This window comes from Halorubrum sp. SP3 (genome assembly GCF_005435195.1).
In the GTDB taxonomy this organism is placed as follows: domain Archaea; phylum Halobacteriota; class Halobacteria; order Halobacteriales; family Haloferacaceae; genus Halorubrum; species Halorubrum sodomense.
In genome coordinates this window covers 1-13,181 of the sequence record NZ_SGTU01000014.1, presented here as the reverse complement: position 1 = coordinate 13,181, position 13,181 = coordinate 1, and the positions used below count along the sequence as shown (strand labels likewise).

Sequence of the window (13,181 nt, the reverse complement as noted above, 5' to 3'; positions counted from 1 at the left end):
CGGCGCGGCCGGCGCCGCAACCGTTTTGTCGCTCTCGCCTCTCCGTTCAGTCGATGACTCGCCTCCGGTTCGCCCTGCTGAACGCCGCACACGACGGCGCGAACACCCGTCGGAACTTCCGTCGGGAGATCGACGCCGACCTCGTCGAGTTCGACGCCACCGCCGGCGATCTCCCCGACCACACCGAGTTCGACGGCGTCGTGGTGACGGGGTCGCGCTCGTCCGTCTACTGGGACGAGGCGTGGATCCCGCCGCTCGTCGACTACGTCGCCGAGGCCGCCGAGCGCGGCGTCCCGGTCCTCGGCGTCTGTTACGGCCACCAGGTGCTCGCGGAGGCGCTCGGCGGTCGCGTCGCGGGAATGGACGGCTTCGAGATCGGGTACAACGAGATCCGCCGGGTCCGCGACGACCCCCTGTTCGAGGGGATCGACGAGTCGTTCACCGCCTTCACGACCCACGGCGACGCGGTCGTCGAACTCCCGCCCTCCGCGACGCTGCTCGCGGAGAACGACCGCGGCGTCCACGCGTTCCGCGACGGCCACTGCTGGGGCGTCCAGTTCCACCCCGAGTACGACGTCGAGACCGCCCGCGACGTGACGGACGGCAAGCGAGACCAGATCGGCGACGCTCGCGTGGACACCGTCCTCGGGTCGATCACGCCCGACGCGTACGACGCCGCCTGCGAGGCGAAGGCGCTGTTCGAGAACTTCACGGCCTACGCCGAGCGGCTTGCGGCCGACGGCGCGGAGCCGGCCGCGGCGGACGACTGAGCGACCCGCCGACGCGGACGGCCGATCCCCGTGGCCGACGCGGTCGCGGCCCGCGCTCCCGGTCAAACACCCTTATACGCCTCCCGGACCGATCTGCGGTATGAACGTAGTACCGGACACGAGCGCGGTCGTCGACGGCCGCGTGTCCGAACGCGTCGCGGACGGGACCTACGAGTCGGTCACCGTGTTCGTCCCGGAGGCGGTCGTCGGCGAGCTGGAGTCGCAGGCGAACGACGGGCTCGAATCCGGCTGGGACGGGCTGAGCGAGCTGAAGCGGCTCGCGGACTACGCCGACGACGGAACGGTCGAACTGCGGTACGTCGGCGAGCGCGCCGGCGGCGACGCCCGCTCGAACGCCCACGAGGGCGACGTGGACGCGCTGATCCGCGACCTGGCCGCCGACCACGACGCGACGCTGCTGTCGAGCGACGTGGTCCAGGCCGAGGTCGCCCGCGCGAAGGGGCTCGACGTGGAGTACGTCGAACCCGTCGCCCGCGGCGTCGTCGACGACCTCCCCATCCGGGACTTTTTCACCGACGAGACGATGTCGGTCCACCTCAAGACGGGAACCGTCCCGAAGGCGAAGCGCGGGACGCTCGGCGAGATGCGCTACGTCGAGATCGACGACGAGGCGACGGACGAAGGACAGATGCGCGAGTGGGCCAACTCGATCGTCGACCTCGCCCGCCAGTCGAACCAGGGGTTCATCGAGCTCTCCGACGACGGGATGGACATCGTCCAGTTCCGCGACTACCGGATCGCGGTGGCGCGACCGCCGTTCGCCGACGGCATCGAGATCACCGCCGTCCGCCCCATCGCGAAGACGACGCTCGACGACTACGAGTTCGCGGACGAACTCCGCGACCGGTTCACGGAGCGGAAGCGCGGCGTGCTCATCTCCGGGTCGCCCGGCGCCGGGAAGTCGACGTTCGCGCAGGCGGTCGCGGAGTTCCTGAACGACAGCGACTACGCGGTGAAGACGATGGAGAAGCCGCGGGACCTCCAGGTCGGTCCGGAGATCACCCAGTACGGCGCGCTCGGCGGCGAGATGGAGAACACGGCCGATTCGCTGCTCTTGGTCCGGCCCGACTACACCATCTACGACGAGGTGCGGAAGACGAACGACTTCGAGGTGTTCTCGGACATGCGGATGGCCGGCGTCGGGATGGTCGGCGTCGTCCACGCCTCCCGCGCCATCGACGCGCTCCAGCGGCTCGTCGGCCGCGTCGAGCTCGGGATGATCCCCCAGATCGTCGACACCGTCGTCTACATCGAGGCCGGCGAGGTCCACACCGTCTACGACGTGACCACCGAGGTGAAGGTGCCCGCCGGGCTGACGGCCGAGGACCTCGCCCGCCCGGTCATCCAGGTGTCGAACTTCGAGACGGGCCGGCCGGAGTACGAGATCTACACGTTCAACCGGCAGGTCGTCACGGTGCCGCTCGACGAGAACGGCGGCGAGGCCGAAAGCGAGTCCGGCGTCGGCCGCATCGCGAAAAAGGAGATCGAACGCGAGATCAAGTCGGTCGCGCACGGCCGGGTCGACGTGACGCTCAACGGTGACGACGAGGCGGTCGTCTACGTCACCGAGGGCGACATCGGCACCGTCATCGGGAAGGGCGGCGGCCGCATTGCCGACATCGAGAACCGCCTCGGGATCGACATCGACGTTCGCACGCACGACGAGAAGCCCGGCGGGTCGGGCGGCGGCTCCGGCGGCGGCGCCCCCGAGAACGGTCACGGCGACGGGCAGGTCGGCGCCGAGCGCGGGACGGTGGTCGCGCCGGAGATAACCTCGCGTCACGTCGTCATCGACGTCGACGACGGCGTCGGCGAGACGGTCGAGGTGCGCGCGGACGGTGAGTACCTCTTCACCGCTACCGTCGGCCGCGGCGGCGAGGTCCAGGTCTCCCGCGGCTCCGCCATCGCCGAGGAACTGGAGGACGCGATCGACCGGAACCGGACGGTGACGGTCGTCCCGGCGCGGTGAGGCGAGGCGACTGAGGCCGTCCGAGCGCGCTCGGCTCGGCCCCGTTTAATCGATCGTCGAAACTGAGACGTTTCCGCTCCCTGTCAAATCGTCGTTCGACGCCGTCCCTCACCACGATCGTCGTAACGTATCCCTCCTGAAAGATAACGCTTTTTTGACGGCCTAGATAACTCGGGGTATGGCTGACGAGTTAAAACGCGGGCTCGAGGGCGTCCTCGTCGCGGAGTCGGATCTGAGCTACGTCGACGGCGAGGTCGGTAAGCTCGTGTATCGCGGGTACGACATCGAGGACCTCGCGCGCGGCGCGAGCTACGAGGAGGTGCTGTACCTGCTGTGGCACGGCTCCCTCCCGACCGCCGACGAGCTCGACGCGTTCGCCGCCGACCTCGCGGCGGAGCGCGACGTGGACGACGACGTCATCGAGACGGTCCGCGCGCTCGCCGACGCCGGGGAGCGACCGATGGCCGCGCTCCGGACCGCGACGTCGATGCTGTCGGCGTACGACCCCGAGAGCGACGAGAGCGACGAGGAGGCCACCCTCCGTCAGGGCCGGCGGATCACGGCGAAGATCCCGACGGTCCTCGCCGCGTTCGAGCGCGTCCGGCAGGGCGAGGAGCCGGTCGCCCCCGACCCCGACCTCTCGCACGCCGGGAACTTCCTCTACATGCTCGCCGGGACCGAGCCCGACGCCGTGAGCGAGGAGACGTTCGACATGGCGCTCACGCTCCACGCCGACCACGGGCTCAACGCCTCCACGTTCACCGCGATGGTGATCGGCTCGACGATGGCGGACGTCTACTCCGGCGTCACGGGCGGCATCGGCGCGCTCTCCGGCCCCCTCCACGGCGGCGCCAACCAGGACGTGATGGAGGTGCTCCACGAGATAGACGCCTCCTCGAAGGATCCCGTTCAGTGGGTGAAAGACACCCGCGAGGACGGCGGGCGAATCCCCGGGTTCGGCCACCGCGTCTACAAGGTGAAAGACCCCCGTGCGAAGATCTTAGAGGAGAAGCTCCGCGACCTCGCCGAGTCGTCGGGCGACACGAAGTGGCTCGACTACACGACCGCCATCGAGGAGTACCTCACCGATCAGGGGCTCGTCGAGAAGGGCATCGCCCCGAACGTCGACTTCTATTCCGGCTCCGTCTACGACTCGCTCGGCATCCCGGTCGACATGTACACGCCCATCTTCGCGATGAGCCGCGCCGGCGGGTGGATCGCGCACATCGCCGAGTACCAGGCGGACAACCGCCTCATCCGCCCCCGCGCCCGGTACACCGGCCCCGAAGACGCCGAGTTCGTCCCGCTCGACGAGCGGTAAGCGGTCGCGAGCGCCGTCGGTCGCGTTTCGACTCCGCCGTCGTCCCCGTTCCTCACTCGAACGCCGAAATCCCCGTCAGGTCCTCTCCGAGTACCAGCGTGTGGATGTCGTGGGTCCCCTCGTAGGTGTAGACGGTCTCGAAGTTCGCCATGTGTCGCATCGGCGAGTAGTCGGTCGTGATCCCGTTCCCGCCGAGCATCTCGCGGGCGATTCGGGACTGATCGCGGGCCATTCGGACGTTGTTCCGCTTCGCCATGGAGACGTGTTGGGGCGTGAGATCCCCCCGCTCTTTCAGCTCCGCGAGCCGGTGGGCGAGCAGCTGGCTCGTCGTGATCTCCGTCGCCATCTCCGCGAGCTTCTCCTGTTGGAGCTGGAACCCCGCGATCGGGCCGCCGAACTGCTCGCGGTCGAGCGCGTACTCGCGGGCCTGCTCGAAGCAGTCGCGGGCGGCGCCCACCGCGCCCCACGCGATCCCGTAGCGCGCCTGCGTGAGACACGACAGCGGCCCCTTCATCCCGCTCACGCCCGGCAGGACGTTCTCCTCGGGGACGTACGCGTTCTGAAGGCTGACCTCGCCGGTGATCGACGCCCGCAGCGAGAGCTTGTCGTCGATCTCGTTCGTGGTGACGCCGTCGCGGTCGGTCTCCACGAGGAAGCCGCGAACCGGACGCTCCTCGGCGGAGACGTCGCGCGCCCAGACGACCGCCACGTCCGCGATGGGGGCGTTCGTGATCCAGGTCTTCGAGCCGTCGAGCACGTACCCGTCGCCGTCGCGCTCCGCGGTCGTCTCCATCGACGAGGGGTCCGAGCCGTGTTCGGGCTCCGTCAGCCCGAAGCAGCCGACCGCCTCGCCGTCCCGCAGCGCGGGGAGCCACCGCTCCTTCTGCTCGTCGCTGCCGTACGCGTGAACGGGGTACATCACGAGCGCCCCCTGGACGCTGGCCATCGACCGAAGGCCGGAGTCGCACGCCTCCAACTCCTGCATCAACACGCCGTAGGCGGTCTCGGAGACGTTGGGTAGCCCGTAGCCGTCGAGGTTCGAGCCGTAGAAGCCGAGATCCCCCATCTCCTCGATGAGGTCCGTCGGAAACGTCCCCGCGCGGAAGTGGTCGCCGATCTCCGGGCGGACCTGTTCGTCGACGAACTGTCGGGCGGTGTCGCGGATCAGCCGCGCCTCCTCGTCGAGATCGGCCTCTAATCCGACGTAGTCGAGCATGACCGTTCGTGCGCGTCGAATCGGCAAAAGCGGTTCGCCCGAGGCCGCCGTTCCGCCGCGTTCGCCGCCGCTCGCGCGTCGCGGTCCGGTCGACCCCCTCAGACGTCGACTCGTTCGCGGGCGAACTTCGCGAGCAGCGGGACGTCGTCGAGGTGGAGGAGCTTCGCCATCGCCGTCTTATCGCCCCGGTTCGCCTTCTCGAGGGTGTTCTCGTCCGCCTGACGGAGGTCACGCATGAGCCGGTCGTACCGCTCGTTCGGCGCGAGGTACAGCAGTCGGGTGAGCATCAGCCGCGAGCGCATCCGGGGCGCCACGTCGCGGTGCCAGAGCCGCTCGTAGACCGCGAGGCTCTCGGCGTCCACCCGCCGCTCCGAGTCCGTGAGACACCGGTCGACGGTCGCCGCGGCGGCGCGGGCCGACTTCATCCCCTTGTGGATCCCCTCGCCCCACAGCGGGTCGATGGTGGGGACCGTGTCGCCGATCGCGAGGAAGCCGTCCGTGTGCATCCGACCCGGGCGCTGGATGTGCGCGGAGCCGCGATGGACCTTCCCGTCGATGCGTTCGGCGCCGGCGAAGCGGGGGTCGCGACTCACCCAGTCGTCGAGGTAGCCGTCGACGGTCTTGCCCGCCTGTGCGAACTCGCGGTGGCGGTCGTTCTGGATGTAACAGAGGCCCACCTTCGCGGTGTCCTCGCCGGTCGCGAAGATCCACGAGTAGCCCCCGGGCGCGATGTCGTGGTCCAACCGGAGCATCATCGCGCGCCGGAGGTCCGCGTACTCGGGGTGGTTCATCTCGACGCCCTCCATCTCGTACTCGATGCCGATCGCCTGGTTCTCGCGTTCGAGGTCGACGACGTCGAGCGCGCTCGCGAGCGGCGCGGCCGGCCCGGTGGCGTCGATCACGACGTCGGCGTACACCTCCTCGTCGCCGTTGTAGCGCACGCCCTCGATGACGTCGTCGTCGTCGAGGATCGGCCGCGAGACCCGCGCGTCGAAGCGGTACTCCGCGCCGTTCTCGCGGCCGTCGGCGACGAGGAACCGCTTGAACTCCGCGAACTCCAACACCGCCCCGGGCTGGTAGCTCTCGTAGTACTCGTTGGGCGACTCCAGCACCACGTCGTCGGTGTACGACATCACCACGTCGTCGGGGACCCCGAACGAGGACATCATCGACGGGAACGTGCCGGCCGTCGACTTGTTGCTCTGTCGCGGGAACTCGTCTTCCGACTCCGTCTCCAAGACGACGACGTCGTAGTCGCGCGTCGCCAGGTCGCGGGCGCACTGCGCGCCCGCCGGCCCGGCGCCGGCGATCGCGACGTCGTAGCGGTCAACCATACACGAAAAATACGGACCCACCTAATTAGGCTTGCTGAAACCCGTCGAAAAATCCGCGCGGACACCCTCGTGCGGCCGGTTTTGGCCGCCGTGAGAGGTCGGAATCGGCTCGGTTTCGTCCGGCGGTCTCAGTAGAACTCGCGGACGAGGTCGGTCGCGCTCTCGGGGGCGCCCTCCGGGATGACGGACATGTCCTCGTCGACGCCGTGTTGCTCGTGGTACGGCACCGACGACTCGTCCTTGTAGATGACGCCCTGGGTCTCCGTCTCGCTGTCGAGGATGACGTCTTTCGCGTCCTCGCGATCGGTCGGGTCGTGGTCCGTCTCCTTCAGGTCGACCAGCGAGTCGCGGAAGTAGTCGTACGTGTCGACGTCGTTGAAGGTGACACAGGGGGAGTAGACGTTCACGAAGCCGAACCCGTCGTGTTCGATGGCCTCCTGGATGATCTCCTGGTGGCGGAGCGCGTCGGAGGAGAACGACTGCGCGATGAACGTCGCGCCCGAGGCGAGCGCCAGCGCGTGCGGATTGACCGGGGGCTGTTTGGGGCCCTCGGGGCTCGTCGACGTCTCGAAGTCCTCGCGAGAGGTCGGGGAGGCCTGTCCCTTCGTCAGCCCGTAGATACGGTTGTCCATCACGACGTACGTCATATCGACGTTGCGCCGGACGGCGTGGACGAAGTGGCCCGCGCCGATGGAGTAGCCGTCGCCGTCGCCGCCGGCGACCATCACTTCGATGTCGGGCCGGGCCATCTTGACGCCGGTCCCGACGGGGAGCGCGCGCCCGTGAACGCCGTGGAGCGCGTAGCTGTGCATGTACGTGCCGATCTTCCCGGAACAGCCGATGCCGGCGACGACGAAGGTGTTGTCGGGGTCGTTGCCCGTCTCCGCGAGACCCTTCATCATCCCGTTCATCGTACCGAAGTCGCCGCATCCCGGGCACCACGTCGGCTGCTTGTCGGACTTGAAGTCGGTGAATCGAATGTCTGAGCTCATTGGTTACGCCTCCACCCCCTCCGCGAGGGTCGCCTTGATGTCGCTTGCGAGTTCGTCGGCCTTGAACCGCACGCCGTTGTACTTGTTCACGCGGTCGACCCGTTCGAGCACGTCGTGTTCGACCAGGTCCGCGAACTGCCCCTGTTCGTTACACTCGACGACGACCGTCGTCTCGGCCGCTTCGACGTCCTCCGAGAGGTCCGGCCGCGGGAAGATGTACGGGACCGAGAGGACCCGCACGTCGTGTCCCTCCTCGTCGAGCATCCGTACCGCCTCCGCGAGCGCGCCCTCGTTCGACCCCCACGTGATCACGAGGGTGTCGGCGTCTTCGTCGCCGAACTCGCGCGGGCTCCAGTCCTCGCGCTCGCGGGCGGTCTCCACCTTCCGGTTGCGCTTGTCGACCTGTGCGACGCGCATCTCGGTGTCCTCGGTCCGCCGGCCCTGCTCGTCGTGCTCGAGCCCGGTGGACATGTGCGCGCCGTCGGCGGTGCCGGGGAACGCCCGCGGCGAGACCCCGTCGTCGGTGATCTCGTGGGGCTGGAAGCCGCCGGAGTCGCTGGTGTGGTCGTCGATCGTCGTCTCGTCGACGACGTTGCCCCGGTCGACCTCCACCTCGTCCATGTCGAACGTGTCGGGGGAGAACGTCTGCTCGGTGACCGCCATCGAGAGGTCGGCGGTGAGGTAGACGGGGAGCTGGTACTTCTCGGCGAGGTTGAACGCCTCGACCGTCTTCCAGAAGCACTCGTCGATCGTCGTCGGCGCGAGGACGAACCGCGGCACCTCGCCGTGGCCGCCGTACAGCATCTGGTTCAAGTCGCCCTGCTCCTGTTTCGTCGGCATCCCCGTCGAGGGACCCGAGCGCATCACGTTACAGATGACGAGCGGCGTCTCCGAGGTGGCGATGAGCCCGAACGTCTCGGTCATCAGGTCGATCCCCGGTCCGGAGGTCGCCGTCATCGAGCGGGCGCCGCCGCGGGCCGCGCCGAGCGCCATGTTGATCGCGGACAGCTCGTCTTCCGCCTGAACGACGTGGCCGCCGTACCGCTCGATGCGGCCGGTGAGGTACGTCATCACGTCTGTCGCGGGCGTGATCGGGTAGCCGGCGTAGAAGCGGCAGCCGGCCGCGATGGCGCCCATGCCGATCGCCTCGTCGCCGTTGAGGAGGACGTAGTCCTCGTCGGTGGTCTCCAGCGAGTAGTCGAACTCGTGATCGTACTCGTCGGCGACGTACGACTGGCCGGCGCGCGCGGCCTCCTTGTTGTTGTCGACCAGCTTCTGGCCCTTGTCCTTGAACCGCTTCTCGAGCGCCGAGTCGAGGTTCTCGATGGGGAACTCGGCCACCTCGCAGGCTGCGCCGAGCGCGACCACGTTCCGCATGATCGCCCCGCCGGCCTCCTCGGCCAGGCTCTTGAGCGGCACGTCGAGGCCGATCATCCCCTCCGGGATCTCGACGTCTTGCATCGTCGTCCGCTCGCCGTCGTAGATGATCACCGACCCCTCGTGGAGCTCGTCGAGGTTCTCCTCGATCGTCCGGGGAGTCAACGCGATGAGCACGTCGAGTCGGTCCACGACGCTCTGTACCTTGTCGACGGAGGTCCGCACCTTGTAGGCGGTGTACCCGCCTCGGATCCGCGATGCGAAGTCCTTCGACGTGAACACGTGTCGACCCGCGCGGGAGAGCGCCTGTGCGAAGATCTTCCCCGTCGAGTCGATGCCGTCGCCGGCCTCTCCGCCGACAGCCCAGTTGAAATCCGCGGCCATGTGCTATGGGCAAGGTTCCGGCGGACTCATCAAAAGGCTTCTGGAAGGAGCCACCGACGTGTTTCTGGACGAACGTGATTGTGTTCGCGAATATTGTCGGTTTAGGCGCCGATATCGGCCAATATAGAACTGTAATTGGACGTTCGTTCACCGAAATCCTCACGATCGACCCCTCGCGTCGGACCGGTTTTCGACGACCGTCGAAGTTCCGCGGTCGCGGGTCGACCTTCCGGCGGCGTCGGCGAGAGTCGGGTCCGGCTCCGAACGCGTCACGGGAACCGGTTTCGACACGGGCAGGACCGACGCGGACGGGAAGGCGTTTGTGTCTCCCCCGCCGATCCGGGGTATGGACACGACAGCGACGGTCGAGGCGGTCGAGTCGGTCGGCCCCGACACGTACGCCCTCCGCTTCCGGGCGCCGGACGGGTTCGCGGCCGAACCCGGCCAGTTCGTGAAGCTCGGCACCGACATCGACGGCGAGTCGGTCGCGCGCTTCTACACGCTCTCGTCGCCGCGCGTGGGCGAGACGTTCGAGGTCACGGTCGGCATCGACCCCGAGGAGGGCGGGGAGTTCTCGGCCTTCCTCTCGGACGCCGAGGCCGGCACCGAAATGACGCTCTCCGGTCCCTACGGCGACCAGCACTACGACGGCGAACCGCGCGCGGTCGTGATCGCGGGCGGCCCCGGCGTCGGCCCCGCGGTCGCCATCGCCGAGCGCGCGCTCGACGAGGGCGCCGAGGCCGCGGTCGTCTACCGCGACGACGACGTCGCACACGCCGACCGGATCGACGCGCTCCGCGAGCGCGGCGCCGATATCCGGCTCCTCGACGCGGGCGACCCCCTCACCGACGCCGTCGCCGACGTCCTGACCGGTGCGGACGGCGAGACGGTGTTCGTCTACGGGTTCGCGGACCTCGTCGCCGACGCGGAGGCCGCGGTCGACTCGGCCGGGGGCGACGCGGACGCCGCGAAGGTCGAGAACTTCGGCTAGCCGCGGTCGCCGAGAGTACCGTCCTCCTGCCGGCCTCGTCCGCCGGTGCCACACGCTTTAGGTACCGCCGCCGAGAGGTGCGGACATGGACTACCGACGACTCGGCGACACCGGGCTCAGCGTCTCGGAGCTCTGCTTCGGGACGTGGCGGTTCGGGCGCGAGACGAACGGCGTCGTGGAGACGGGCCGCGAGGAGTCGCACGAACTGCTCGACGCGGCCGCAGACCGCGGGATCAACTTCATCGACACGGCCAACGTGTACGGGACGCCGAACGGGAAAAGCGAGACGTACATCGGCGAGTGGCTCGCGGACCGCGAGCGCGAGGACTACGTCGTCGCCTCGAAGGTGTACTTCCCGTTCGACGGGCGCGGCGAGCCCGGCCCCAACGACTCCGGACTGGGACGGAAACACATCCGGGCGCAGATCGAGGGGACGCTCGACCGCCTCGACACGGACTACCTCGACGGCTACTACATCCACCGCTGGGACGAGGAGACGCCGATCGAGGAGACGATGCGCGCGCTCGACGAACTCGTCGCGGAGGGGAAGGTACACCACCTCGGCGCGTCGACGATGGCGGCGTGGCAGCTGACGAAGGCGCAGTGGACCGCCGACGTCAACGACTACGCGAGCTTCGACGTCGTCCAGCCGCTCCACCACGCGGGCTACTACGAGGACGTGAGCGAGTACCTCGACGTCTGTATCGACCAGGACCTCGCGGTCTGTCCGTACTCCCCGCTCGCGGGCGGGTTCCTCACCGGGAAGTACGAGCGCGCCGACCCGGACGACCCGGAGAAAGTGATCGCGCCCGACGGCTCCCGCGCGAGCTTCGACGACCGGTTCGAGCGCTTCTACCTCTCCGAGCGCGGCTGGAAGGTGCTCGACGCGGTCCGCGAGGTCGCCGACGAACTCGACGCGACGCCCGCTCAGGTCGCGCTGGCGTGGCTCACCGAGTGGGACGAGTTCACCTGCGTTCCCATCGTCGGCGCGCGGACGGTCGATCAGCTCGACGAGAACGTCGCGGCCGCCGACCTCGGCCTCTCGGACGAGCAGTGGGACCGGATCATGGACGCGCGCTACGATCCGGACGGGAACCTCTGGGGTCACTGAGCGCGGCGGCGGGGCCAACGTCAGCGGCGGAGTCGGCGTCGGCGTTGAGGCCGGCGGCGGCGGCGCGGCCGGCTCGCGGTCGCCCCAGTTACGTCTCGAAGTCCGGGAGGTCGTCCGGCGCGTCGAAGTCGGCCTCCCAGTCGATGTACTCCTCTTTTAGCGTCTCACAGACGATCTGGCCGAGTTCCGTGAGCCCCGCGTTTATCGCGGAGACGGTGCCCCAGGAGTCCAGATCCGGGTGGAGGCCGCGCTCCTTCCAGTCCTCGGGCAGCCCCGGCGCGTGGTAGCCGACGCGGTCGGCAAAGTCGTCCCAGAAGAAGTCGAACCGGGAGACGAGACCGAGGTCGACGGCGATGGCCCAGTCGGACTCGTCCATGTCGGTCGCGTCGGCCCACTCGTCGAACGCGTCCTCCCACGCTCCCTCGCGGAGGAGCGCCTCCAGGTCGTCGCGGCGGTACTCCCCGCCCGCCACCTCGGCGTCCTCGTACTCGTTCGGGTCGACGGCGGCGAGTTCGGGGGGCTCCGGCGGGTCGACGTCGAGTGACATGCTCCGGTATGCGTGCCGACGCGGCAAAACGCTACGGGAACGGGTTAGCGGCGACGCCGTTGCCCACGCGTCCGGCGACGTCGTTGCCCCTGCGTCCGGCGACGCCGCGCCCGATCCGGTCCTTTTACCGCGGCGCCGGTCCGAGTGCGCGTATGGACCTCCGCGCCGCCTCGCGTCGGGTCGGAATCGCCGCCGCCGTCGTCACCGTGGTCGCGCTCGTCGCCCCGTACGCGGTCATTTCGGGGCCGGAGTACGCGGGCCAGCTGGCGGCGTACTACGCCTCCGGCGTCGTCGGCTGGGGCGGCATCGCGCTGTTCGCGCTGCTGTCCGCGGTCGTCATCGCCTCCGTTGAACGGGGAAACGTCGATCCCGGAACGCTCGCCGGCGTTGCGGTCGTTCTCGGGCTCGCGGCGACCGTGAGCGCGGCGAGTTGGGCGCTGGCGGTCGAGCCGAGCCCGGTGTTCCGCGACCACCTCTGGCTGGTGTGGCACGCGCGCGCGGTCGTCGCGCTGTCCGTTCCCGTCCCGCTCGCCGCGACGGCGTACGCGTGGGACCTGCTGTCGTAGGTCGCCGGAACGGCGCCGCGGCGGCGACGGTCTCCGAACGAAAGGCCCTTATGGGACACCCGAGTAGCGTCGAACGGACTAGGTCGGGCGGTTAGGCCCCGCTCGTAACCCGCGAGGTAGTCTTCAGCGGGGACCGAACAGCGGGCACGTCCGGTCAGACCGGCACGGGCCCCGAGAGCCAACGTGGAAGCCTCGTCCGCCGGGGACAGCGGTCCGCGGCGCCCGCTCGCAGGAGCGGTCCGTCGCGGTTCGTCGGCGGCACCGGGTCAGGCGCGGAAGCGAGCAGCCCACCGCCGAACGCCCGTCGCTCGTCGGGTCGCGGGGTGGAGGAGGCAATCGGGATACCCCGTGCCGGAACGCCGGGCTACCCCGCCTGTCCGTCATTCATACTTCGTTTCGTTCGGTGAGCGGTCGCGCTACGTCGTTGCGGTCGCCGGCGTGAGCGTCGACCTCACGAGCAGTTATTTATAACTGAATACTGTCTGGTCGGAGTTCTGTTTGTGAATGAACGACAGTAGATCGGCGACGAACACCGCCAAAGCCCCAGTCGCGAGGCGGGCGCACGCTCGCTGTCGTTCGAGA

Annotated in this window: 11 protein-coding genes and 1 other RNA gene; 7 read left to right on the top strand and 5 right to left on the bottom strand. The window is 68.9% G+C overall.

Annotated elements, in window-relative coordinates; all coding sequences use genetic code 11:
* Positions 1 to 53: 53 nt before the first annotated feature.
* The 3 genes from EXE42_RS11300 to citZ all read left to right on the top strand — a co-directional run bounded on the left by EXE42_RS11300 (position 54) and on the right by citZ (position 4,081).
* Positions 54 to 770, top strand: coding sequence for a type 1 glutamine amidotransferase (locus EXE42_RS11300; protein WP_092921175.1), 717 nt, complete (start codon positions 54 to 56; stop codon positions 768 to 770).
* Between the two features lie 100 nt (positions 771 to 870).
* Positions 871 to 2,760, top strand: coding sequence for a PINc/VapC family ATPase (locus EXE42_RS11295; RefSeq protein ID WP_092921176.1), 1,890 nt, complete (start codon positions 871 to 873; stop codon positions 2,758 to 2,760).
* A 178-nt stretch (positions 2,761 to 2,938) separates the two neighbouring features.
* Positions 2,939 to 4,081: a citrate synthase gene (citZ, locus tag EXE42_RS11290; protein WP_137706544.1), complete on the top strand. Its 1,143-nt coding sequence runs from the start codon at positions 2,939 to 2,941 to the stop codon at positions 4,079 to 4,081.
* 52 nt (positions 4,082 to 4,133) lie between these two features.
* On the opposite strand, the gene EXE42_RS11285 is transcribed toward citZ, so the two are convergent.
* From EXE42_RS11285 to EXE42_RS11270, 4 genes are all read right to left on the bottom strand, one after another.
* Positions 4,134 to 5,297 (bottom strand): acyl-CoA dehydrogenase family protein, encoded by a 1,164-nt coding sequence (locus EXE42_RS11285; protein ID WP_137706543.1) that lies wholly within the window; start codon positions 5,295 to 5,297, stop codon positions 4,134 to 4,136.
* Between the two features lie 98 nt (positions 5,298 to 5,395).
* Positions 5,396 to 6,631 (bottom strand): digeranylgeranylglycerophospholipid reductase, encoded by a 1,236-nt coding sequence (locus EXE42_RS11280; protein WP_092921179.1) that lies wholly within the window; start codon positions 6,629 to 6,631, stop codon positions 5,396 to 5,398.
* A 128-nt stretch (positions 6,632 to 6,759) separates the two neighbouring features.
* Positions 6,760 to 7,623, bottom strand: a complete 864-nt coding sequence (locus tag EXE42_RS11275) for a 2-oxoacid:ferredoxin oxidoreductase subunit beta (RefSeq protein WP_137706542.1) — start codon at positions 7,621 to 7,623, stop codon at positions 6,760 to 6,762.
* 3 nt (positions 7,624 to 7,626) lie between these two features.
* Positions 7,627 to 9,384, bottom strand: coding sequence for a 2-oxoacid:acceptor oxidoreductase subunit alpha (locus EXE42_RS11270; protein WP_092921181.1), 1,758 nt, complete (start codon positions 9,382 to 9,384; stop codon positions 7,627 to 7,629).
* Between the two features lie 346 nt (positions 9,385 to 9,730).
* Between EXE42_RS11270 and EXE42_RS11265 the strand changes: the two genes are divergently transcribed.
* Together EXE42_RS11265 and EXE42_RS11260 are read left to right on the top strand one after the other, a co-directional pair.
* Positions 9,731 to 10,375, top strand: coding sequence for an FAD-dependent oxidoreductase (locus tag EXE42_RS11265; protein WP_137706541.1), 645 nt, complete (start codon positions 9,731 to 9,733; stop codon positions 10,373 to 10,375).
* Between the two features lie 85 nt (positions 10,376 to 10,460).
* Positions 10,461 to 11,486 (top strand): aldo/keto reductase, encoded by a 1,026-nt coding sequence (locus EXE42_RS11260; RefSeq protein WP_137706540.1) that lies wholly within the window; start codon positions 10,461 to 10,463, stop codon positions 11,484 to 11,486.
* Between the two features lie 88 nt (positions 11,487 to 11,574).
* Here the strand turns inward: EXE42_RS11260 and EXE42_RS11255 are convergent, their stop codons facing one another.
* On the bottom strand, positions 11,575 to 12,033 hold the full coding sequence (locus tag EXE42_RS11255; protein WP_137706539.1) for a hypothetical protein: 459 nt from the start codon (positions 12,031 to 12,033) through the stop codon (positions 11,575 to 11,577).
* A gap of 152 nt (positions 12,034 to 12,185) precedes the next feature.
* Between EXE42_RS11255 and EXE42_RS11250 the strand changes: the two genes are divergently transcribed.
* Complete coding sequence (locus tag EXE42_RS11250; protein ID WP_137706538.1) at positions 12,186 to 12,599, top strand: hypothetical protein; 414 nt, start codon at positions 12,186 to 12,188, stop codon at positions 12,597 to 12,599.
* Between the two features lie 71 nt (positions 12,600 to 12,670).
* Positions 12,671 to 12,982, top strand: an RNA gene (gene ffs, locus EXE42_RS11245) — signal recognition particle sRNA.
* The last annotated feature ends 199 nt before the right edge of the window (positions 12,983 to 13,181 follow it).